Consider the following 23,478-nt stretch of genomic DNA (forward strand, 5'->3'; position numbering starts at 1 on the left):
TGGTGGGCCGTTGTGTTTGGGCTACGGCCCGCGCTGGTCAGCAGCGCGCCGGTAGCGTACAAATCGTGATCATCGATCACCCGGCTCTTAAGGCTGACAATGCGATTGCTTTTCCCCTCCCTGCTCTTCACCGCCCTGGCCCTGCTGCTGGGCACCGCGAGTGCCGACGCCGCACCGCAACACGCCTTGACCGTCTATGGCGAACCGGCCAAGTACCCCGCCGGCTTCAGCCACTTCGCCTACACCAACCCACAGGCGCCCAAGGGCGGGAGCATGCGCCGCTCGGCCATCGAGATCGGCCGCTTCGACCATGTGTTGCCCTACATCGACAAAGGCATCGGCGTCTCGCAACTCGACGGCTATATCTATTCCCCCCTGGCCCAGCGTTCGCTGGACGAGCCCTACACCGTGTACGGCCTGGTGGCACAAAAGATGGAGCGCGCCGACGACGGCCTGTGGCTGCGTTTCTACCTCAACCCCAAGGCGCGCTTCGCCGACGGCCAGCCGATCACCGCCGAAGACGTGCGCTACACCTACGACCTGCTGATGACCCAGGGCAGCCTGCGTTATCGCACCCAGTTCGCCGACGTCAAGGACGTCGAAGTCGAGTCGCCGCGGGTGATCCGCTTCGACTTCAAGAGCAATGAAAACCGCACCCTGCCCCTGGATATCGCGACCCTGCCGGTACTGCCCGAGCACTGGTGGAAGAGTCGCGACTTCGCCGGCGGCGGTGGTTACGAAGCGCCCCTGGGCAGCGGCCCGTACAAGGTGAGCAAGGTCGATAACGGCAACAGCATCACCTTCACCCGCGATGCCGACTGGTGGGGCAAGGACCTGCCGGTCAGCCGCGGCCTGTACAACTTCGACCGCTTCAGCATCGAGTATTTCGGCGACACCGACGTCGCCCGCCAGGTACTGCGCGGCGGCGCCTACGATTACAACCGCGAGTTCTCCGCCACCGGCTTCTCCATCGGTTACGACAGCCCGGCCCTGAGCGATGGCCGCCTGCAAAAGGCCCACCTGGCCAAGCAGGCGCCGCAACCGGCCCAGGGCTTCGTGTTCAACCTGCAAAAGCCGATGTTCCAGGACCGCCGCGTGCGCCAGGCCCTGGCCATGCTCTGGGACTTCGAGTGGAGCAACCGGCAGATGATGCGCGACCTGTACATCCGCCAGCAGAGCTTCTTCTCCAACAGCGCCCTGGCGGCGCGGGCGCTGCCGGATGCCGAAGAGCTGAAAATCCTCGAACCGTTGCGCGGCCAGGTTCCCGACGAAGTCTTCACCCAGGTCTTCGAAGCGCCGAAAACCGACGGCAGCGGCCTGATCCGCGATAAACAGCTGCAAGCCCTGGCCCTGCTCGAAGCGGCCGGTTGGAAACCCGACGGCGACCAGCTGGTCAACGCCGACGGCGAGCCGCTGCGCTTCACCTTCCTCAACAGCCAGAACGGCATCGAACGCCTGCTGTTGCCCTACAAGCGCAACCTGGCGCAGATCGGCATCACCCTGGAGATCCGCCGCATCGACGCCTCGCAGTACGTCAACCGGCTGATGGCCCGCGACTACGACATGATCGTCACCGGCTACCCGGTGACCACCTCGCCGGGGCTGGAGCTGTACAACTACTTCGGCTCGGCGGCGGCCAACGACCCTGGCTCCAGCAACCTGATGGTGCTGAAGAACCCGGCGGTGGACAGCCTGATCAGCGGCCTGGTCAAGGCCACCAGCCAGCCACAGATGCTGAGTTACGCCCACGCCCTGGACCGGGTGCTGCAATGGAATTACTACTGGATCCCCAACTACTACCCGCCGGGCACCTCCACCGTGTGGTGGAACCGCTTCGGTATGCCGGCCATTCCCGCCAGCAATGACGAAGCCATCGAAAGCTGGTGGGAAATGAGCCGCACGCCCCTGACCAACGAGCAAATGGCTGCCGAGCGCGTCCAGCGCGGCAAGCCCGGAGGACCGCACTGATGCTGGCGTATATCCTGCGGCGCCTGCTGCTGATCATCCCGACCCTGCTGATCATCCTGCTGGTCAACTTCGCCATCGTCCAGGCCGCCCCCGGCGGCCCGGTGGAACAGGCCATCGCCCGCCTGCAAGGCATAGGCGGTGGCGGCAACCTCGGCGGTTCGAGCGATGGCATCAGCGGCAACTCACGGGCCAGCCGCGGCCTCGACCCGCAGCTGATCAAGGACATCGAGAAACAGTACGGATTCGACAAGCCGGCCCACGAGCGCCTGTGGCTGATGCTCAAGAGCTACGCGCAGCTGGACTTCGGCAAGAGCTTCTTCCGCGGCGCCACGGTCACCGAGCTGATCCTGCAGAAAATGCCGGTGACCCTTTCCCTCGGGCTCTGGGCGACGCTGATCACCTATCTGGTGTCGATCCCCCTGGGGATCCGCAAGGCGGTGCACCACGGCAGCCATTTCGATATCTGGAGCAGCACCGCGATCATCATCGGCTACGCCATGCCGGCCTTCCTGTTCGCCATGTTCCTGATCGTGGTCTTTGCCGGCGGCACCTCGCTGAACTGGTTCCCGGTGCGCGGGCTGGTCTCGGAGAACTTCGAGCAACTGAGCACCCTGGGCAAGATCGCCGACTACTTCTGGCACCTGGTGCTGCCGGTGACCTCCCTGGTGATCGGCGGTTTCGCCACCCTGACCATCCTCACCAAGAACTCGTTCCTCAACGAGATCACCCGCCAGTACGTGGTCACCGCCCGGGCCAAGGGCCTGAGCGAGCGCCGGGTGCTCTACGGCCATGTGTTCCGCAACGCCATGCTGCTGGTGGTCTCGGGCATTCCCCAGGCCTTTATCAGCGTGTTCTTCGCCGGCTCCTTGCTGATCGAGGTGATCTTCTCCCTCGACGGCCTCGGCCGCATGAGCTACGAGGCCGCGGTGTCGCGGGACTATCCGGTGGTGTTCGGCTCGCTGTTCATCTTCACCCTGTTCGGCCTGCTGATAAAACTCATCGGCGACCTCTGCTACACCCTGGTCGATCCGCGTATCGACTTCGCCGCGAGGAACGCCTGATGCTCAAGCTCTCCCCGCTGGCACGCCGGCGCTTCGAGCGCTTCAAGAAAAACCGCCGTGGCTGGTGGTCGCTGTGGCTGTTTATCGGCCTGTTCATCCTTACCCTCGGCGGTGAGCTGATCGCCAACGACAAACCGCTGGTGGTCAGCTACCAGGGCTCTCTGTATTTCCCGGTGCTCAAGCGCTACACCGAGCAGGAGTTCGGCGGGCAACTGCCGTTCCAGGCCGACTACCGCAGCGACTACGTGCAACAGCTGATCCGCCAGGACGGTGGCTGGCTGCTGTTCCCGCCGATCCCGTTCAGCGAAGACACGCCCAACTACGACCTCAGCCGCCCGGCCCCAAGCCCGCCGACCGCGGTCAACTGGCTGGGCACCGACGACCAGGCCCGTGACGTGCTGGCCCGGGTGATCTACGGCGCCCGGGTGTCGATCCTGTTCGCCCTGGCCCTGACCTTTATCAGTGCGCTGATCGGCATCGCCGCCGGCGCCCTGCAGGGCTATTACGGCGGCTGGGTCGACCTGCTGGGCCAGCGCCTGCTGGAAGTCTGGTCGGGGCTGCCGGTGCTGTACCTGCTGATCATCCTTTCCGGTTTCGTCGAGCCGAACTTCTGGTGGCTCCTGGGGATCATGGCGCTGTTCTCCTGGCTGGCCCTGGTGGACGTGGTGCGCGCCGAGTTCCTGCGCGGGCGCAACCTGGAATACGTCAAGGCCGCCCGGGCCCTGGGCCTCAACGACCGCAAGGTGATCGTGCGGCACATCCTGCCCAACGCGATGAACGCCACCCTGAGCTACCTGCCGTTCATTCTCACCGGGGCGATTTCCACCCTCACCGCCCTGGACTTCCTCGGCTTCGGCATGCCGGCCGGCAGCGCCTCCCTGGGCGAGCTGATCGGCCAGGGCAAGCAGAACCTGCAAGCGCCCTGGCTGGGCCTGACGGCGTTTTTCACCCTGGCGCTGATCCTCTCGCTGCTGGTGTTTATCGGTGAGGCGTTGCGCGATGCCTTCGATCCACGCTCCTGAATCAAGCGGACTGTTAAATGACTGACAACCTGATCGAAATCCGCGACCTCAATGTGGCCTTCAACGGTCAGAAAGTGGTGCGCGACCTGTGCCTGGATATCCGCCCCGGCGAGTGCCTGGCCCTGGTCGGCGAGTCGGGGTCGGGCAAGTCGGTGACCGCTCATTCGATCCTGCAACTGCTGCCCGACTGCGACACCCAGAGCAGCGGCAGCATCCGCTACCGTGGCCAGGAATTGCTCGGTGCCGAAGCACGGACTTTGCAGAAGCTGCGTGGCGACCGCATCGCCATGATCTTCCAGGAGCCGATGACTTCGCTGAACCCGCTGCACAGCATCGAAAAGCAGATCGGCGAAACCCTGCTGCTGCACAAGGGCCTGGGCGGCAAGGCGGCCCAGGCGCGGATCCTCGAGCTGCTGCGCCTGGTGGGCATCCAGAAACCCGAGGAACGGCTCAAGGCCTACCCGCACCAGCTTTCCGGCGGCCAGCGCCAGCGGGTGATGATCGCCATGGCCCTGGCCTGCGAGCCGGAACTGCTGATCGCCGACGAACCGACCACCGCCCTCGACGTGACGGTGCAGCGCAAGATCCTGCTGCTGCTCAAATCCCTGCAACAACGCCTGGGCATGTCGCTGCTGCTGATCAGCCACGACCTCAACCTGGTGCGCAGCATCGCCCAGCGCGTCTGTGTGATGAAGGCCGGGCAGATTGTCGAGCAGGCGCCGTGCGAAACCCTGTTCAGCGCGCCCCAGCACCCCTACAGCCGCGTGCTGCTCAATGCCGAGCCGGAAGGCGAAGCCCTGCCCCGGGACGAGCGCGAAGTGGTGCTGCAGGTGGACGACCTCAATGTGCAGTTCCAGATCGGCGGCGGGCTGTTCCGCCGCAAGCAATACCTGCGGGCGGTGGACGGTATCAGCCTGAGCCTGCAACGGGGCAAGACCCTGGGCATCGTCGGCGAGTCCGGCTCCGGCAAGTCGACCCTCGGCCAGGCGATCCTGCGCCTGCTGGATTCCGAAGGCAGCATCCGCTTCCAGGGCGAGGCCCTCGACGGCCTCAACCAGAAGCAGCTGCGGCCGTGGCGCAAGCAGATGCAGGTGGTGTTCCAGGACCCGTTCGGCAGCCTCAGCCCGCGGATGTCGGTGGCGCAGATCATCAGCGAAGGCCTGGAAGTGCACAGCCAGTCCACCGCCCAGCAGTGCGAGCAGCAGGTGATCCAGGTGCTGGAAGAAGTCGGCCTGGACCCGGCCAGCCGCCATCGCTACCCCCACGAGTTTTCCGGTGGCCAACGCCAGCGCATCGCCATTGCCCGGGCCCTGGTGCTCAAGCCGGCGCTGATTTTGCTGGACGAACCGACCTCGGCCCTCGACCGCACCGTGCAGAAACAGGTGGTGGCGCTGTTGCGCCAGCTCCAGGAACGCCACGGCCTGACCTACCTGTTTATCAGCCACGACCTGGCGGTGGTGCGCGCCCTGGCCCACGACATGATCGTGATCAAGGACGGCAAGGTGGTCGAACGCGGCCCCAGCCACGAAGTGTTCGACGCGCCGCAGCATCCCTACACCCAGGAACTGCTGGCCGCCGCCCACCCCGCCTGACCCTGTTCCGTAGGAGCGAGGCTTGCCCGCGATTCAGGCGCCGCGGTATTGCAGGCCCACCGCGTCAAGCCTATCGCGGGCAAGCCTCGCTCCTACAGACGCTATCCCTGTAGCCGCTGGCGGAGCCTGCGATAGGTCCGAAGGACCTCCGGCGGCCTCAAGACCCTGCGCCCGCTGCGCGGTCGATCGCAGCCTGCGGCAGCGGCTACAAGGCAAGAGCCAGCCGCGAGGATTCCCGGCATAATCGGCGCCGCGCTCCCTTCAGGACCTCCCCCATGAACGACACCGAAAGCCTCAAGGATTACCAGCGGGTCCGCCAATTGGCGATCCGTTCGCTGTTCGAGATCATCGAGCAATCCAGCGAGGGCACGGTGATCGTCGACCGCGACGCCAATATCGTCTGGATGAACGAGCGCTACGCCCGGCGCTTCGGCCTGGAGTCGGCGGCGTTCGCCATCGGCAAGGCCTGCGAAAGCGTGATCCCCGGCAGCCTGTTGCGCGAAGTGGTGCGCACCGGGCGGCCGATCCTGCTGGACATGCAGGACACCCCCAAGGACCCGCTGGTGGTGATGCGCCTGCCGATCCACGACGACGCCGGAGCGGTGATCGGCGCCATCGGCTTTGCCCTGTTCGACGAGCTGCGCAGCCTGTCGCCGATGCTCAAGCGCTACCTGAGCATGCAGGAAGAGCTTGCTTCCACGCGCTCGCTGCTGCGGGCGCGGCAGGCCAAATACAACTTCGCCCACTTCATCGGCACCAGCGCCGCCAGCCTGGAAGTCAAACGCCGCGCCCGGCGCAGCGCCAGCGCCGACTCGCCGGTGCTGCTGCAAGGCGAGACTGGCACCGGCAAGGAGCTGCTGGCCCAGGCCATCCACGCCGCGTCGCCACGGGCGCACAAGGCCTTCGTCAGCATCAACAGCGCGGCGATTCCCGAGGCCTTGCTGGAGGCCGAGTTCTTCGGCACCGCCCCCGGCGCCTTCACCGGCGCCGACCGCAAGGGTCGCGCCGGCAAGCTGCAGATCGCCCAGGGCGGCACGCTGTTTCTCGACGAGATCGGCGACATGCCCCTGCCCCTGCAAAGCAAGCTGCTGCGGGTGCTGCAAGAGAAAGAGTTCGAGCCAGTGGGCTCCAACGAGGTGATCCAGAGCGACGTGCGGGTGATCGCCGCCACCTCCACCGACCTGGAAGCGGCGATCAAGCGCGGCGAATTCCGCGCCGACCTGTATTACCGCCTCAATGTGCTGCCGATCCAGGTGCCGCCGCTGCGCGAACGCCTGGACGACCTGCCGGCCCTCAGCGAAGCCATCCTCGAAGAACTGCGCAGCCAGCACGAACTGACCCCCGATGCCCTGGCCCTGCTCGGCCAGCACGCCTGGCCGGGCAATATCCGCGAACTGCGCAACGTGCTGGAACGCGCCGCCCTGCTCAGCGACGACCTGATGCTCAACGCCGGCGACCTGCGCGCGGCCATCGGCACCTTCAGCCCGGTGCCGCGCGCGGCCAGCCCCCAGGCCGCCGAAGTGCAGCCCGACGAAACCTTCGCCGCCGCGCGGGAGCGTTTCGACCGCCAGGTGATCGAGTCGGTCCTGGCGCAATGCAACGGCAAAGTGGCGCAAGCCGCGGCACGCCTGGGGCTGGGGCGCTCGACCCTGTACAAGAAGATGGCGGCGCTGGGGATCGAAGAGTCTCAATAAAGAGATATCAATCTCCATGTAGAGACAGCCTTGAGCGCTTCGCGCTCATCGCGAGCAAGCTCGCTCCTACAGGGGTTTGCAGCGTACCTGTAGGAGCGAGCTTGCTCGCGATAGAAATCTCCCGGCCAACACGTCTCAGATCAGAGACAAAAATCCTAAAAGCCTTCTAATAAAAATAATAATACCCTTATAAATCAAACACTTAACCATATGGCACAAAACTCGCTATAGCCCCTCTCACACCCGCAACACCCTACAAAAATAACAATCCTGGAGAGACACACCATGAGTGTGATCATTGCCCTAGCAGCCCTCGCGCTGCTGATGTTGGCTGCTTACCGTGGCTACAGCGTTATCCTCTTTGCCCCCATCGCCGCCCTCGGCGCCGTCCTGCTCACCGACCCGTCCGCCGTGGCGCCCGCCTTCACCGGCGTGTTCATGGAGAAGATGGTCGGCTTTATCAAACTCTACTTCCCGGTGTTCCTGCTCGGCGCGGTGTTCGGCAAGCTGATCGAGCTGTCGGGCTTCTCCCGCTCGATCGTCGCGGCGGCCATCCGCCTGCTCGGCACCCGCCAGGCGATGCTGGTGATCGTGCTGGTCTGCGCCCTGCTGACCTACGGCGGCGTGTCGCTGTTCGTGGTGGTGTTCGCGGTCTATCCGTTCGCCGCGGAGATGTTCCGCCAGAGCAATATCCCCAAGCGCCTGATCCCGGCGACCATCGCCCTCGGCGCGTTCTCCTTCACCATGGACGCCCTGCCCGGCACCCCGCAGATCCAGAACATCATCCCCAGCACCTTCTTCAACACCACCGCCTGGGCCGCGCCCTGGCTGGGGGTGATCGGCACCGTCTTCGTGTTCTGCGCCGGCATGCTGTTTCTCCAGCGCCAGCGCAACAAGGCGCACAAGGCCGGTGAAGGCTACGGCAGCGACCTGCGCAACGAGCCGGAAACCGCCGCCGACATCCAGCTGCCCAACCCCTGGATCGCCCTGTCGCCGCTGCTGCTGGTGGGCCTGATGAACCTGCTGTTCACCCACTGGATTCCCCAGTGGTACGGCAAGACCCACAGCCTGGCCCTGGCCGGCATGGCCGCCCCGGTGCAGACCGACGTCGCCAAGCTCACCGCCATCTGGGCGGTCCAGGCCGCCTTGCTGGTGGGCATCATCATGGTCCTGGTGTTCGGCTTCTCGGCCATTCGCGGCAGGCTCGCCGAGGGCAGCAAGAGCGCGGTCAGCGGCGCCCTGCTGGCGGCGATGAACACCGCTTCGGAATACGGTTTCGGCGCGGTGATCGCCTCCCTGCCGGGTTTCCTGGTGCTGTCGGACTGGCTGAAAAGCATCCCCAACCCACTGGTCAACGAGGCCATCACCGTGACCCTGCTGGCCGGCATCACCGGCTCCGCCTCGGGCGGCATGAGCATCGCCCTGGCGGCCATGTCGGAGACCTTTATCAGCGCCGCCCATGCCGCCAACATCCCGCTGGAAGTGCTGCACCGCGTGGCCGCCATGGCCAGCGGCGGCATGGACACCCTGCCGCACAACGGCGCGGTGATCACCCTGCTGGCGGTCACCGGGCTGACCCACCGCCAAGCCTACAAGGACATTTTCTGCATTACGCTGATCAAGACCCTGGCCGTCTTCGTCGTGATCGCCACTTTCTACGCCACCGGCATTGTGTGAGGTATTCATGAGCAATCTTGCGGGCAAGACCGCCCTCGTCACCGGCTCCACCAGCGGCATTGGCCTGGGGATCGCCCTGAGCCTGGCCAAGGCCGGCGCCAACCTGATCCTCAACGGCTTCGGCGATGCCTCGACGGTGCTCGCCGAGGTCGCGCGTCTCAACAAAGACAGCGGCGGCAAGGTCGGCCATCACCCGGCCGATGTCAGCGACCCGGCGCAGATCGCCGACATGCTCGCCTACGCCGAGCGCGAGTTCGGCGGCGTCGACATCCTGGTCAACAACGCCGGCATCCAGCATGTGGCGGCGGTCGAGGAGTTCCCGGTGGAGCGCTGGGACTCGATCATCGCCATCAACCTGTCGTCGGTGTTCCACAGCACCCGCCTGAGCCTGCCCGGCATGCGCGCCAAGGGCTGGGGGCGGATCGTCAACATCGCCTCGGTGCATGGCCAGGTCGGCTCGGTGGGCAAAGCCGCCTATGTGGCGGCCAAGCACGGGGTGATCGGCCTGACCAAGGTGGTCGGCCTGGAGACCGCCACCAGCAACGTCACCTGCAACGCCATCTGCCCGGGCTGGGTCCTGACCCCACTGGTGCAAAAGCAGATCGACGACCGCATCGCCGCGGGGGTCGATCCGCAACAGGCACAGCACGACCTGCTGGCGGAAAAACAGCCGTCCCTGGAGTTCGTCACGCCTTCGCAGCTGGGCGAGTTGGTCCTATTCTTGTGCAGTGAGGCCGGCAGCCAGGTGCGTGGCGCGGCGTGGAATATCGATGGCGGCTGGCTGGCGCAGTAAGCCGTTGTAGCCGCTGCCGCAGGCTGCGATAAGACCCGAAGGGTCTTTCAGCGCCAGTGATATCGCCACGACCGTTCCGGTCGATCGCAGCCTGCGGCAGCGGCTACAGGGCGTTTGAAAATCGCTTTGCGTGCATTAGAAAAACAAGAGGCCACCCATGTCCGAATTACTCTGGCAACCCAGTGCCGAGCGCATCAGCAAGACCCGCATGGAAGCCTTCCGGCGCTTGATCAATCACCGTCACGACCTGGACCTCGACGGCTACCCCGCCCTGCACCAATGGAGCATCGAGCAGCGCGAAGCCTTCTGGCAGGCCATAGTCGACTTCTTCGATGTCGAGTTCCATGCGCCCCCCAGCGCGGTGCTGATCGAAGGCCGCGGCATGCCCGCCGCCCAGTGGTTTCCCGACGCCACCCTGAACTTCGCCGAACACCTGCTCAAACGGCGTGACGATGGCGTCGCGGTGGTGGCGATCAACGAGAACGGCCAGCGCGAACAGCTGACCTACAACCAGCTGGCGGCCCATGTCGCCGGCCTGCAACAGAGCCTGCGGGCCGCCGGCGTCGGCCTTGGCGACCGGGTCGCGGCCTGCATGCCCAATACCTGGCAGACCCTGGTGGGCATGCTCGCCACCGCCAGCCTCGGGGCCGTCTGGTCCAGCTCCTCGCCAGACTTCGGCACCCAGGGGGTGATCGACCGTTTCGGCCAGATCGAACCCAAGGTGCTGATCACCTGCGCCGGCTACCGCTACGCCGGCAAACAGATCGACCAGACGGCCAAGGTCAACGAGATCCTCGAACGCCTGCCGTCCCTGCAACAGCTGATCATCGTGCCGTACGCGCGGCCCGAAGCCCGCGCCGAAGACTTTCGCACCTCGGCCAGCGTCGCGCTGTGGGACGACTTCTACCGCCCCGGCGGCGAGCCGGCGTTCGTCGCCGTGCCCTTCGCCCATCCGCTGTACATCCTCTATTCCAGCGGCACCACCGGCGTGCCCAAGTGCATCATCCACAGCACCGGCGGCGTGCTGTTGCAGCACCTCAAGGAGCACGGCCTGCACTCCGACCTGCGCGCCGGCGAAGTGCTGTTCTACTACACCACCTGCGGCTGGATGATGTGGAACTGGCTGGTCTCCGCCCTGGCGGTGGGCGCCACGGTGCTGCTGTACGACGGCTCGCCGTTCCACTCGGCGCCCGAACACTTGATCGACCTGATCGACCAGGAAGGCATCAGCGTTTTCGGCACCAGCCCCAAGTACCTGGTGGCCCTGGAAAAGGCCGGCATCCAGCCACGGCAAAGCCATTCCCTGGCCAGCCTCAAGACCCTGCTCAGTACCGGCTCGCCGCTGTCGCCGCAAAGCTTCGACTACGTGTACCGCGCGTTCAAACAGGACCTGTGCCTGGCCTCCATGTCCGGCGGCACCGACATCATTTCCTGCTTCATCATCGGCAACCCGCTGTTGCCGGTGCACCGCGGCGAAATGCAGGGCAAGGGCCTGGGCATGGCGGTCGAGGTGTGGAACGACCAGGGCCAGGCGGTGGTCGGCGAAAAGGGCGAACTGGTCTGCACCCGGCATTTCCCGGCCATACCCATCGGCCTGTGGCACGACCCGCGGCACGAGAAGCTGCGCGCCTCCTACTTCAGCCAGTTCCCCGGGGTCTGGGCCCAGGGCGACTACGCCGAGCAACTGGCCCATGGCAGCTGGCTGATTCACGGCCGCTCGGACGCCGTGCTCAACCCCGGCGGCGTGCGCATCGGCACCGCGGAGATCTACCGCCAGGTGGAGAAACTCGAGCAGGTCCTGGAAAGCCTGGCCATCGGTCAGCAATGGGACAACGACGTGCGGGTGGTGCTGTTCGTGCGCCTGCAGGACGGCGTGCAACTGGACGACGCCCTGCAGGAGCAGATCCGCCAGGTGATCCGCGCCAACACCACGCCAAGGCACGTGCCGGCGAAGATCCTCGCGGTCAGCGACATCCCGCGGACCATCAGCGGCAAGATCGTCGAACTGGCGGTGCGCAACGTGGTGCACGGCCTGCCGGTGAAAAACACCGACGCCCTGGCCAACCCCGAGGCGCTGGAGCAGTTTCGCGATCGCCCCGAGTTGCGCGACTGATCGTTGCCCCTGTAGCCGCTGCCGCAGGCTGCGCCCGGCACCGCAGGGGCCGCAAAACTTGGCGACGCGGTCCACCTGCTGGATCGGGAAAACCGCCCTTGCGCCGGCTACGCCGTCGATCGCAGCCTGCGGCAGCGGCTACAATGCCGGCGTGATGCACGCTCAGGACACCCCCGACATGAACGCCTCCCCCTCCGGCAGCGAAGCCGAAACCCTGATTGCCCGGCTGGACTGGGCCGCCACGCCGCTGGGCGCGGTCGACCACTGGCCGCAGAGCCTGCGCACCGCAGTGGACATCGTGATCCACTCGCCGATGCCGATGCTGCTGTTGTGGGGCGCGCAACTGACACAGATCTACAACGACGGTTTCGCCCTGCTGGCCGGCAACAAGCACCCTGGCGCCTTCGGCCAGTCGACCCACCTGACCTGGCCGGAACTCCAGGACTTCACCGCGCCGATCTACCAAGCCGTGCTGCAAGGCCAGGTGCGCACCTTCAGCGAAAAACCCTTCACCCTGCTGCGCCACGGCCGCGAGTCGGACGTCTGGCTGGACCTGACCTACAGCCCGATCCGCGACGAAAGCGGCGAAGTCGCCGGGATCCTGGTCACCAGCATCGAAACCAACGAGCGCCGGCGCATCGCCCTGGAACTGGAGCAGCGCTCGGCGGCCAGCCTCAAGGCCCAGCACGAAACCGAAGAGCGCCTGCAACTGGCGCTGGCGGCGACCGACGCGGTCGGCACCTGGGACTGGGACATCGGCGACGACCGCTTTATCGCCGACGCCCACTTCGCCCAGCTGCACAGCATCGACCCGGCCCAGGCCGGGCAACTGCCCATCAGCGACTACCTCAAGGGCGTGCACCCGGAAGACCGCAGCATGGTGGCGCGCAGCATCAAGCACTGCATCACCCACGGCACCGAATACGCCGAGGAATACCGCCTGCAACAGCCCGACGGGCAGATCCGCTGGGTCTTCGCCCGCGGGCGCTGCTACAAGGATCACCATGGCCGGCCGGTGCGCTTCCTCGGCGCCGCCCTGGACCTGACCGACCGCAAGCAGATGGAACAGGCGCTGCGCCAGAGCCAGACCGAATTGCAGCTGATCATCAACGCCATGCCGGTGCTGATCGGCTACGTCGACCACGAAGAGCGCTTTCGCCTGAACAACAGCGCCTACCTCGACTGGTACGGCCTGACCCCGCAAGAGCTGTACGGGCGGACCATCCGCGAAGTGGTGGGGGACGAGATCTACGCCACCCGCGCCGACAAGATCGCCGCCGCCCTGGCCGGCAAACCCTGCAGCTTCGAAGCCAACTCGCCGCACCGCGACGGGCGCGCGCGGCACGCGCTGATGAAGTACCTGCCGCGCTACGGCGCCGACGGCGCGATCAATGGTTTCTACATCTTCGTGATCGACGAAACCGAGCGCAAACAGACCGAGGAAGCCCTGCGCAACCTCAACGAAACCCTGGAAGAACGGGTGGCCGAGCGCACCCAGGCGCTGGCCGCCGCCAACCAGCGCCTGCAGAGCGAGATGTTCGAACGCGAGCGCGCCGAAAACGCCCTGCGCCATGCGCAGAAGATGGAAGCCGTGGGCCAGCTTACCGGCGGCATCGCCCACGACTTCAACAACATGCTCACCGGCATCATCGGCAGCCTGGAGCTGATGCAGCGCTACATCGACGCCGACCGCAGCGCGGAGATCGGCCGTTTCACCGAGGCCGCGATGTCCTCGGCCAAGCGCGCGGCCGCCCTCACCCACCGCCTGCTGGCGTTCTCCCGGCGCCAGTCGCTGGACCGCCGGCCGCTGGAACCGAACCAGCTGGTGCGTTCGCTGCAGGACCTGTTCAACCACACCAAGGGCGAGCATATCGAGCTGAAGATGAACCTGGGCGCCAACGTCTGGTCGATCAACAGCGACGCCAGCCAGCTGGAAAACGCCCTGCTCAACCTGGTGATCAACGCCCGCGACGCCATGCCCGACGGCGGCGTGCTGACCATCGAGACCGCCAACAGCTACCTCAACGGCAGCGACCTGGGCACCCTGGAACCGGTCAAGGCCGGCGACTACGTGATGCTCGGCGTCAGCGACAACGGCGCCGGCATGACCCCGCGAGTGCTGGCCAAGGCTTTCGACCCGTTCTTCACCACCAAGCCCATCGGCCAGGGCACGGGCCTGGGGCTGTCGATGATCTACGGCTTCGCCCAGCAATCCGGCGGCCACCTGACCATCAGCAGCGAACCGGGCCAGGGCACCTGCGTGCGCCTGTACCTGCCGCGCCTGTACAGCGGTGCCCAAACCGACAGCCCGGCACCGGCCAGCGTCGAAGCGCCGTACGCGGTGGCCGGCGAATCGGTGATGCTGGTGGAGGACGACCCGGCGGTGCGCATGCTGGTGCTCAACGTGCTGAGCGAACTGGGCTACAGCGCCTTCGAAGCCGAGGATGCCAAGAGCGCCTTGCCGTTGCTGGAGTCCGAGCGGCGCGTCGACCTGCTGGTGACCGACGTCGGCCTGCCGGGCATGAACGGCCGGCAGCTGGCGGAGATCGCCCGCCAGCAGCGACCGCAACTCAAGGTGCTGTTCATGACCGGTTACGCGGAAAAGGCCGCCGAGCGCCAGGGCTTTCTCGACGCTGGCATGGACCTGATCGCCAAGCCGTTTTCCATCGAGGCGCTGGCCCAGAAGATTCGTCAGATGATCGGCCGGCAGGGCTGATTTCAGGCATAATCCGCCCCCGCCGTCCGCACCGTTCCAAGGTAACTGCCCCATGAAAGCCCAAGCCCGCCACATCCTGGTGAAAACCGCCGAAGAGGCCGAACAGCTCAAGCAGCGCATCGCCAAGGGCGAAGCCTTCGACGTGCTGGCGAAGAAGTACTCCACCTGCCCCTCCGGCAAACGCGGCGGCGACCTGGGTGAAGTGCGGCCGGGGCAGATGGTCGGGGCCATCGACCAGGTGATCTTCAAAAAACCCCTGCGCACCGTGCACGGGCCGATCAAGAGCAAGTTCGGCTATCACCTGGTGCAGGTGTTCTACCGCGATTGACCGCGTCGCTCACCACGCTTCGACCACGCCCCTGTAGCCGCTGCCGAGCCTGCGAGGCTGCGATCGACGGCGCAGCCGGCGCAAGGGCGGTATCCCCAATTTTTCAGGTAGACCGCGTCGCCAGGTTTTGCGGCCCCTGCGGTGCCGATCGCAGCCTCGCAGGCTCGGCAGCGGCTACAGGGTTGCCTCAGGGTCTTGGGACAAGGGCCCCCGGCACCTGGATCACCCGGCTCGCCAAGCGATGCCCGGCCTGCGCCGCCTGCTGCGGACTGCCGCCTTTCAAGCGGCACGCCAGATACGCCGCACTGAACGAATCCCCCGCCGCCGTGGTGTCCACCACCTGCTCCACCCGCTGCGCCGGCACCTCGAACGACTCGCCGCCACAGCGGATCAGGCACGCTTCGGCGCCCCGCTTGAGCACCACTTCCGGGGTGTCCGCGTAGGCCGCCAATACCGCCTGGCTGTCGGCATAACCGAACAGCGCCTGCTCGTCATCCACCGTCAACAGCGCCAGATCGACATAGGCCAGCGCCTCGCGATAAGCCGCCTGCGCCTGCTCCACCGAGGCCCAGAGCCGTGGCCGGTAGTTGTTGTCGAAGACGATCTGCGCCCCACGCTTGCGTGCTTCAACCAAGGTCTCGATCAGCTTCTTGCGCCCCAACTCGCCGAGCACCGCCAGGGTGATGCCGCTGAAATACAGCACCGCGTAGGTCGGCAACGCCGCGAGGATCGGCTCGGCCGCGGGGGTGGTGAAACAGTCGCGCACCGCCGCTTCGTTGCGCCAGTAAAGAAAGCGCCGCTCGCCCTTGGCGTCGGTCTGGATGCAGTACAACCCGGGCAAGCGCCCCGGCAGGCGCTGGACCATGCCCAGGCCGATGCCTTCCTCGGCCCAGCTCTGGCACATCGCATCGCTGAAACTGTCGTCACCGAGGGCGGTGACATAGTCGACATGGGCGCCCTCGCCCAGTTCACGGGCCAGGTACACGGCGGTGTTCAGGGTGTCGCCGCCGAAGCTCTGTTGCAGGCTACCGTCGGCGCGGTGTTGCAGTTCGATCATGCATTCGCCGATCAGGGCGATGCGTTTCCCGGTGGTGCAGGTGTTCATGGTGGGGTGTCTCTGAGAGTTTTTTGTTGTGAGAAAGAACGTCTTCGCGGGCAAGCCTCGCTCCTACAAGGTTGGTGTCGTTTGCCAAGGCGTGTACGCCTCATATCCGTAGGAGCGAGGCTGAACTGGCCTAATAATTCTGGACACCTCAATCGGGCGCTATGATGGCGCCCAAATCTGAGGTGTTTGGACATGCGCAACTCTTATTCAAATGAGTTCAAGCTCAAAGCAGCCAGCATGGTGCTGGACGAAGGACAGTCGGTTCCCGAGGTCTGCGCCAGCATAAATATTGGTCCTACGGCCTTGCGGCGCTGGGTCGATCAACTGCGCAAGGAAAGAGAAGGTTTAACTCCGATAGGGGCCAAAGCCATCACTGCTGATCAGCGGGAAATTCAGCGGCTCCAGGCCCTGCTCAAGCAGAAAGACCGGGATATCGAAATCCTAAAAAAGGCCAGTGCTCTCCTGCTTTTGGACGCCAAAGATCACTCGCGCTGATCGATGAGTTGGGCGAGCAGTACGGCGTAAATGAGTGCTGTCGTGTGCTTGAGATCAGCCGCAGCAGCTTCTACAGCTGGCGTCAGCGCCAAGGCCAGCAATGCCCTGAGCGAGAAAGGCTCAAGGCGGAGCTGGTCAAGCATCACAAGGCGTCGAGGGCCTCAGCAGGCTCTCGTACCCTGGCCAAAATGCTGCAGGCCGCTGGGCACCAGATAGGTCGATTCAAGGCTCAAAGCCTGATGCGAGAGGCCGGGATAACCTGCCGGCAGCGCAGGCGTCACAAATACCGGTCATCGGGTGTGGAGGCTTTGACGGCACCGCATGAACTCAAGCGTCAGTTTGATGTGAAGGCACCCAACGAGGTGTGGTGTGGGGACGTTACTTACATCAAGGCTGGCAAGCGCTGGTTGTATTTGGCGGCTGTTTTGGATCTGTTTGCCCGCCGTATCGTGGGCTGGTCGTTCTCGTCGATTTCTGATGCGACGCTGACCTGTGAGGCACTGCGGATGGCGACTGAACTGAGAGGACACCCAAAGGGCGTGCTGTTTCACTCTGACCAGGGCTGCCAGTACACCAGTCACAAATTCAGGCATGAATTGAATGAACAAGGCTATCGCCAGAGCATGAGCCGTAAAGGCGAATGTTGGGACAACGCCCCGATGGAGCGTTTTTTTGGAAGCCTGAAGTCGGAGTGGGTGCCTAAGGGCGGCTACGGCTCGGAACATGAGGCCCGAATGGACGTGCAGCGCTACATCACACGCTACAACACCACTCGGCCTCACAGTTACAACGAATATCGATCACCCGTCGCAGCAGAAAGACTGGCTGCGTAAACCTTAAATGGTGTCCAGGATTACTTGACCAGTTCAGGCTTGCCCGCGATCACCTGCGCAGCAGGTGCCAGCCCCACCTTAGAAACAGGTCTCCATGCTCTCCAACACATCCAGCCGCTCATCCACCAGCAACCCGGTGCGCCACTTATCAAAGGTCAGACACGGGTGCGAAGTACCGAAGGCAATAATGTCCCCCACCCGCAACTCAACCCCCGGCGCCACGGTCATGAACGCATGCTGGTCCATCACCGCCGTGACCTTGCAGGCACTGACATCATCGCCCTTGGCCGGCAGCACGCCCGGCTTGTAGCGCAACAACGGCACCGGCAGACCGGCGTCATAGGCCACGTCGCGCTTGCCCAGGGCGATCACCGCGAACCCCGGCTCCGGCAGGGACTGCACATGGGCCCAGACTTCCAGCGCCGGGCGCAGGCCTTCGTGCAGGTCGCTGCGCCGGTCGAGCACGCAGCACTGTGCCTCTTTATAGATGCCATGGTCGTGGGCCACGTAACTGCCGGGGCGCAGCACGCTGAGGAAACGCCCCTGGGCGTTCTGCACCTCGAAGGACTCGGCGATCAGGTCATACCAGGCCGACCCCGAGGCAGTGATGATCGGCTTATCGATGGCGAACAGCCCGTCGTCCTGCAACTGCACCGCCAGGCGCACCAGGGACCCGGCAAACTCACGGATGCCACTGACGGCGTGATCGCCATGGATCACCCCTTCGTAGCCCTCGATGCCGCACAAGGCCAGGGCCGGTTGCGCCTGGATCGCCTGCGCCAGCGCCAGTACTTCCTGCTCGCTGCGGCAACCACAACGGCCGCCGACCACGCCGTACTCGATCATCACGTTCAGGCGCACCCCGCGCGCGGCGAAGAATTGCCCGAGGTCGGCGACGTTGTCCGGGTGATCGACCATGCAATAGAAGTCGAACGTCGGGTCGGCCAGCAGCTCGGCGATCAGCCCCATGTTCGGCGTACCCACCAGTTGGTTGGCCATCAGCACCCGGCGCACACCGTGGGCATAGGCCGCGCGGGTCTGCACCGCGGTGGCCAGGGTGATACCCCAGGCACCCGCCTCCAACTGCCGACGGAACAGCGCCGGGGTCATGCTGGTCTTGCCGTGGGGCGCCAGCTCGGCGCCGCTGTCGCTGACGAACTTCTGCATCCAGCGGATGTTGTGTTCCAGCGCCGCGCGGTGCAGCACCAGGGCCGGCAGGCTGACATCGCGCACCAGGCTGACGCCCGGTTGGGCGGCGCCCTTTTCCACCACGGCATTGATCAAGGCAGAAGGCATATTCGAACTCCTTACGGCGCAGCCACAGGGGCTGACATTAGTCGTTGATGCGACGGGCCAGGCGATTCGCGCTGTCGATCAGCACCCGGCGGTAGTCGGCGTAATTGTTCTGGGCATCGGCCCGTGGCGCGACGATGCACAGGGTGCAGATGCACACCCCGCGCTCGTCCCGCACCGGGGCGGCGAAGCAATGGGTAAAGGTGTCGGCCACACTGTCGAAGGAAAAGAAACCGTCCTGCGTGGCCTGGCGGATTTCCTTGAGGAAGGTCGCCACAGGCAGGCGTTCCCCGTCGGGGAGCATGAAGTCGCGCTCGTCGATCAACTCGACGATCTGCTCATCGCTCAAATGCCCCAGCAACAGCCGCCCGGAAGCGGTCCAGGGAATCGGCACGTTCTCGCCGATATTCGAGGAAATGCGGAAATGCCGCTCGCCCTCCTTCATCAGCGCCACCGTGTATTTGCGCCCGTTGAGCAGGCACATCTGCGCGGTCTCGCGGGTCTGGCTGACGATCTCCTGCAAGGCCGAGTCGGCCTCGCGGGTCAGGTCGAAATGGCGCAGATGGGCCTGCCCAAGAAAGTACAGCTGACGCCCCAGGTACACATGCCCATCCTGGCCCACCGGCTCCAGAACCCGCCGCTCCAGCAGGGACGCCACCAGCTCGTACACCGTGGACTTGGGGCTGCCGATCCCCTTGGCGATATCGTTGGGGCGCAACGGCTGGCCGATCTCCTTGAGGAAATCGAGAATATCGAACGCCCGGTCCAACCCCTTGGCCCGGCGCTTGATGGTGTCTTCGGTCATCTTTGTGCCTTTTGCAAAAAACTGCGAAATTTCCGGCGCCCCAAAACCCCGGCATTGCCCCTATCCCCGTAGCCGCTGCCGAGCCCGCGAGGCTGCGATCGACTGCAACGCGGGCGCAAGCTCTTGAAATCGTCGCGCCCCCTGCGGGGTCGATCGCAGCCTCGCCAAAGCTCGGCAGCGGCTACAAACCCGCCCCTGTAGGAGCGAGCTTGCTCGCGATCAGCGGCCTACAGTCCTACTTCTTCTTGTAAGCCACACAATCGATCTCAACCTTGCAATCCACCATCATGCTGGCCTGCACACAGGCCCGCGCCGGCGCATGCTCCGGCTTGAAGTACTCACCGAACACCTTGTTGAAACTCCAGAAATCCCGCGGATCCTCCAACCACACCCCAACCCGCACCACATCCTCCAGCCCGTACCCCGCCTCCTCCAGAATCGCCACCACATTGCGCATCGTCTGATGCGTCTGCTCAACGATCCCGCCATGAATAATTTCGCCATCCAGTGCCGGCACCTGGCCGGACACATACAACCAACCATCGGCCTCAACGGCACGAGCGAAAGGACGGGGTTGACCACCGCCGGCGGTACTGCCGGTGCCGTAGCGAGTGATGCTCATGGGGTGTTCTCCTAAGTAAAGGAAAGGTTGAGCAGAATAAGCCGTTCCTAAAAAGGCGCTTCGCGTAATTCCAGGAGACATTTATTCCACTATAACGGATCAAGATATGCAATAACGGAAAATTCACGAAGAGTGTGCCATGGGAAAGAGAGGGATAACAGAGGATAGGCAACACATCTGGAACCAAGGAGATAGAGAACAGGCCTGAAATAAATGCTACTACCCCCATTTATTCGGCCATTAATGATGGTTCGTGTAAGGCGTTTCTGTATCTGGTGTAAACATGCCCTCCAGGCTTGTTACCCCGCGATACGCCTCCTATATTCCGTTTCGTCGCTCCCAACGCTGCGACCGGATTTGGCCGTCCGAATCTCCATGAGCACACCCTAAAATTCCTTCATGGAGCGTCACCGTTATGGATTTCCAACCTCTCACCTCCTCCAACACCACCGACCACCCCGTCGCCTTTATCAACCCTCAAGCCCCCTTGCTTGACCTGCTGACCTACGCCGGCCTGCGCATCCGCGCTGCCCGGGACATGCTGGACAGCGTGTCCGGCATGACCAGCCGCAACGCCGACGACCTCGACCTGATGCGCTTCTCCAGCGTGGCAACCTTGTTGTTGCAGGACGGGTGCGATGTGTTGCACGTGGTTGAACAACGGGCGATGGAGTTGCCAGAGCCTTAACCGAACCGCCTTGGCTCTTGCTCTTGCTCTTGCTCTTGCTCTTGCTCTTGCTCTTGCTCTTGCTCTTGCTCTTGCTCTTGCTCTTGCTCTTGCTCTTGCTCTTGCTCTTGCTGTGCTTTGGCTTTGGCCTTTGATCCACCCGCCCCATCGGGAGGCCGAGTGGAGGCGTTCATCAGGGGGATGGCGCGCAGCGCCCCTCGACGTAGTCGAGGACATCGTATGGAGGTCGAAGCGAAGCCGACCGGAGTCGATGCCCCCTGATGGACGCCGGAGCGAGGGAACCTGAGCGCAGCGAAGGCCGTACGCCAGGGGCGAGACCTTTTGGTTACTTTTGGCTGGGCCGGCATTCCGGGCGTTTGCCAAAAGTGACCCGCCGTAAGGGCGGAACCATAAGCGGCCGTGACCGCAGGAATGGATATGTACCCCGTCCAAAAAATGCAGCGCCAGCACAGACGCCATCGCGGGCAAGCCTGAACTGGGCCTCGCTCCTACAGAAGCTTGTAAAAAGTGACCCACCGCAAGGGCGAAACCATAAGCCGCCGTGACCGCGGAAATGGATATGTACCCCGTCCAAAAAATGCAGCGCCAGCACAGACGCCATCGCGGGCAAGCCTCGCTCCTACAGAAGCGTGTAAAAAGTGCCCCGCCGTAAGAGCGAAACCATAAGCCGCCGTGACCGCAGCAATGGATATGTCGTGTTTGATCTTTGTCTGGGCGACCAACCTGCTGTGTTGCAGGCGGTAGGACTCGTTGCTGCCTGTTTCGACGGTGTGTCAGCCGATCCGGCAACGCCGTGGTCATCTTGTTAAGGCTGCACGCCTAATGTGAATCCACCTGCGGCCGATAGTCTGGAAGGTTCACCAGTATCGACGTCTTATTTCAGGGTTATCAATGGAAATTCCATACAGCGTCAGGCTTTCATTTTTTGATTTCTGGAAGGGGCTCTTCAAAGGCACGCTTTTCATCCAGAAACGTTTGCGAGGGCATTTGAAGGAGCAGCAGAAGAACTGGCCAAAGAAGCAACAATACAGCCAAGGATATTTCTATCAGGGCTTGGAAGAACTGGGAATCACAGGCCTGAAGCCTACGGGCTTTCGGTTCAAGCAATACGCCATCGATGAAGAATTGAAGGGCGCTGACGTACTGGACATCGGCAGCAACTGCGGTTTCGTCTCAGCTTATTGTTCGCGACTGGCAAAATCCGTGACAGCCGTCGAACTCAACCCTTTTCTCAATAAAGTGGCGAAGGATACCGCGCGTTATTTGAAGCGCGACAATATAGAGTTTATAGAAAGCGATTTTTCGGTATTTGCCACAGATAAAAAATTTGATGTGGTGCTGTCGTTTTCCAATCATCACACCATTGATGGCAACCTCAATATGGGGTTTGAAAACTACATGAAGCGCCTGGTGTCGTTTCTAAAGCCGGGTGGCTACCTACTGTTTGAAAGCCACAATGTTTTCGGGCCAGGTGCTGGCAACGTAGGCGATGACGGTGATATGGACGAAAAAATCAAAATAATGAACACCTATTTCGCCATAGAACGCTATCGAATGGTCAACTGTTACATGCGACACATGGTCGATGATGTCGATAAGCTCTTCATTGTTGCGCGGCTCGTGGACAATCCTCCGAAGACGGAATTCCGTCTTGAACAAGCAATCCGTCGTTATCATTATTGACCCTGTATTCGATTCTTTGGCTACCTATGACACCGTCCAAAAAACGGCAGCGCCAGCACGGACTCTATCGCGAGCAAGCTCGCTCCTACAGGTCGGTGTCATGCAAAGAAACAGTCGTTCAAGTCGTGGATCAGGTTTGGCAGGCGCAAGCGCCTGATCGCAGCCTGCGGCAGCGGCTACAGAGTTCGCGGTATTACCGATAGGCGTGAACGAATCTGCTACCCATGCGCGTGAACTCGACAGGGTTGTTAGCCCTGACTGCAACCAAAGCGACTCACCGTTGAATAACAAGCGCTAGGTATCGCCCCCTCCCCACGCATTATTGCAATCCCCACAACAGCTCATTGCAAAAGATAGCTAGCTAACTATCAAGACTTCTTATTACCCTCCGATCTCCAGCCAAATGCTGTCCGCGGGGCTCTAGCCTGCCTATGCGGACAGCATCGATTACTGATGAGGTCACCCATGGAACCAGGCAGTTATCAATTGAGCATGAGCGTGCTCATGACGCCCGACAAAGCCAATTTCTCCGGCAACGTGCACGGCGGCGCCCTGCTGAAGCTGCTCGACGAGGTGGCCTTCGCCTGTGCCAAGCGCTACGCCGGGCGCTATGTGGTCACGCTGTCGGTGGATCAGGTGATCTTCAAGGAGCCGATCCATGTCGGCGAATTGGTGACTTTCCTCGCCTCGGTCAATTACACCGGGCGCACCTCGATGGAGGTCGGGGTCAAGGTGATGACCGAGAACATCCACGAACGCACGGTGCGCCACACCAACAGTTGCTACTTCACCATGGTCGCCGTCGACCCCGACGGGCGCCCGCACCCGGTGCGCGCCTTCGTGCCGGAAACCGCCACCGAACAACGCCGCTACGCCCAGGGTTTGCTGCGCAAACAGCAGCGCCAGGAGCTGCAGGAGCGCTATCGGCAGATCCGCAACTCGGATTGAGCCCGCCCTGCCCGCCTGAACCCATGTCTTGCGATTTGCCCA

The 23,478-nt window shown here is 63.5% G+C and carries 17 protein-coding genes and 2 pseudogenes; 14 read left to right on the forward strand and 5 right to left on the reverse strand.

Features of this window, described 5'->3' with window-relative positions; translation table 11 throughout:
• Positions 1 to 99: 99 nt before the first annotated feature.
• The 10 genes from PMI20_RS21395 (at position 100) to PMI20_RS21440 (ending at position 14,964) form a co-directional block, all read left to right on the forward strand.
• Entirely contained in the window at positions 100 to 1,968 is a 1,869-nt protein-coding gene (locus PMI20_RS21395; RefSeq protein WP_007924451.1) for an extracellular solute-binding protein, read from the forward strand.
• Positions 1,968 to 3,029, forward strand: a complete 1,062-nt coding sequence (locus PMI20_RS21400) for a microcin C ABC transporter permease YejB (RefSeq protein ID WP_007924452.1) — start codon at positions 1,968 to 1,970, stop codon at positions 3,027 to 3,029. The genes PMI20_RS21395 and PMI20_RS21400 overlap by 1 nt, the downstream gene beginning before the upstream one ends.
• Positions 3,029 to 4,051, forward strand: a complete 1,023-nt coding sequence (locus PMI20_RS21405) for an ABC transporter permease (RefSeq protein WP_007924453.1) — start codon at positions 3,029 to 3,031, stop codon at positions 4,049 to 4,051. The genes PMI20_RS21400 and PMI20_RS21405 overlap by 1 nt, the downstream gene beginning before the upstream one ends.
• A 17-nt stretch (positions 4,052 to 4,068) precedes the next feature.
• The gene (locus PMI20_RS21410) at positions 4,069 to 5,643 is read left to right on the forward strand and encodes an ABC transporter ATP-binding protein (RefSeq protein ID WP_007924455.1); all 1,575 of its coding nucleotides are present in this window, start codon (positions 4,069 to 4,071) and stop codon (positions 5,641 to 5,643) included.
• Positions 5,644 to 5,918: 275 nt separating this feature from the next.
• Positions 5,919 to 7,337 (forward strand): sigma-54 interaction domain-containing protein, encoded by a 1,419-nt coding sequence (locus PMI20_RS21415; protein WP_007924458.1) that lies wholly within the window; start codon positions 5,919 to 5,921, stop codon positions 7,335 to 7,337.
• Positions 7,338 to 7,622: 285 nt separating this feature from the next.
• Positions 7,623 to 9,014 (forward strand): GntP family permease, encoded by a 1,392-nt coding sequence (locus PMI20_RS21420; protein WP_007924461.1) that lies wholly within the window; start codon positions 7,623 to 7,625, stop codon positions 9,012 to 9,014.
• A 7-nt stretch (positions 9,015 to 9,021) separates the two neighbouring features.
• Complete coding sequence (locus PMI20_RS21425) at positions 9,022 to 9,807, forward strand: 3-hydroxybutyrate dehydrogenase (RefSeq protein WP_007924463.1); 786 nt, start codon at positions 9,022 to 9,024, stop codon at positions 9,805 to 9,807.
• Between the two features lie 157 nt (positions 9,808 to 9,964).
• Positions 9,965 to 11,920 (forward strand): acetoacetate--CoA ligase, encoded by a 1,956-nt coding sequence (locus PMI20_RS21430; protein WP_007932991.1) that lies wholly within the window; start codon positions 9,965 to 9,967, stop codon positions 11,918 to 11,920.
• Between the two features lie 178 nt (positions 11,921 to 12,098).
• Positions 12,099 to 14,636: a PAS domain-containing hybrid sensor histidine kinase/response regulator family protein gene (locus PMI20_RS21435; RefSeq protein WP_037036280.1), complete on the forward strand. Its 2,538-nt coding sequence runs from the start codon at positions 12,099 to 12,101 to the stop codon at positions 14,634 to 14,636.
• Between the two features lie 52 nt (positions 14,637 to 14,688).
• Complete coding sequence (locus PMI20_RS21440; RefSeq protein WP_007932676.1) at positions 14,689 to 14,964, forward strand: peptidylprolyl isomerase; 276 nt, start codon at positions 14,689 to 14,691, stop codon at positions 14,962 to 14,964.
• Positions 14,965 to 15,151: 187 nt separating this feature from the next.
• Here PMI20_RS21440 and PMI20_RS21445 read toward each other — a convergent pair whose 3' ends face one another.
• Positions 15,152 to 16,069 carry a sugar kinase gene (locus PMI20_RS21445; RefSeq protein ID WP_007931044.1) on the reverse strand — a complete coding sequence of 306 codons (918 nt, stop codon included), beginning with the start codon at positions 16,067 to 16,069 and terminating at the stop codon, positions 15,152 to 15,154.
• Positions 16,070 to 16,261: 192 nt separating this feature from the next.
• On the opposite strand from PMI20_RS21445, the gene PMI20_RS21450 reads away from it, so the two are divergent.
• A protein-coding gene (locus PMI20_RS21450; RefSeq protein WP_238543459.1) for an IS3 family transposase occupies positions 16,262 to 17,397 on the forward strand; the annotation gives its coding sequence in 2 pieces (ribosomal slippage) (positions 16,262 to 16,511 and positions 16,511 to 17,397; 1,137 coding nt in all).
• A gap of 78 nt (positions 17,398 to 17,475) precedes the next feature.
• Here PMI20_RS21450 and PMI20_RS21455 read toward each other — a convergent pair.
• From PMI20_RS21455 to PMI20_RS21465, 3 genes are all read right to left on the reverse strand, one after another.
• On the reverse strand, positions 17,476 to 18,693 hold the full coding sequence (locus PMI20_RS21455) for an amino acid deaminase (RefSeq protein WP_007927373.1): 1,218 nt from the start codon (positions 18,691 to 18,693) through the stop codon (positions 17,476 to 17,478).
• A gap of 37 nt (positions 18,694 to 18,730) precedes the next feature.
• Positions 18,731 to 19,495, reverse strand: a complete 765-nt coding sequence (locus tag PMI20_RS21460; protein ID WP_007927371.1) for an IclR family transcriptional regulator — start codon at positions 19,493 to 19,495, stop codon at positions 18,731 to 18,733.
• Positions 19,496 to 19,730: 235 nt separating this feature from the next.
• Positions 19,731 to 20,117 (reverse strand): RidA family protein, encoded by a 387-nt coding sequence (locus PMI20_RS21465; RefSeq protein WP_007927369.1) that lies wholly within the window; start codon positions 20,115 to 20,117, stop codon positions 19,731 to 19,733.
• A gap of 415 nt (positions 20,118 to 20,532) precedes the next feature.
• Between PMI20_RS21465 and PMI20_RS21470 the strand changes: the two genes are divergently transcribed.
• Positions 20,533 to 20,805, forward strand: coding sequence for a hypothetical protein (locus tag PMI20_RS21470; protein WP_007927368.1), 273 nt, complete (start codon positions 20,533 to 20,535; stop codon positions 20,803 to 20,805).
• Positions 20,806 to 21,503: 698 nt separating this feature from the next.
• Here the strand turns inward: PMI20_RS21470 and PMI20_RS21475 are convergent.
• Positions 21,504 to 21,609: pseudogene (locus PMI20_RS21475) on the reverse strand (AAA family ATPase); the annotation flags it as partial.
• Between the two features lie 87 nt (positions 21,610 to 21,696).
• Here PMI20_RS21475 and PMI20_RS21480 point away from each other — a divergent pair.
• The gene (locus PMI20_RS21480; protein WP_007930528.1) at positions 21,697 to 22,488 is read left to right on the forward strand and encodes a class I SAM-dependent methyltransferase; all 792 of its coding nucleotides are present in this window, start codon (positions 21,697 to 21,699) and stop codon (positions 22,486 to 22,488) included.
• Positions 22,489 to 22,953: 465 nt separating this feature from the next.
• Positions 22,954 to 23,455: pseudogene (locus PMI20_RS21485) on the forward strand (acyl-CoA thioesterase).
• Positions 23,456 to 23,478 lie beyond the last annotated feature (23 nt).

Origin of the sequence: Pseudomonas sp. GM17 (genome assembly GCF_000282175.2) — a bacterium.
In the GTDB taxonomy this organism is placed as follows: domain Bacteria; phylum Pseudomonadota; class Gammaproteobacteria; order Pseudomonadales; family Pseudomonadaceae; genus Aquipseudomonas; species Aquipseudomonas chlororaphis.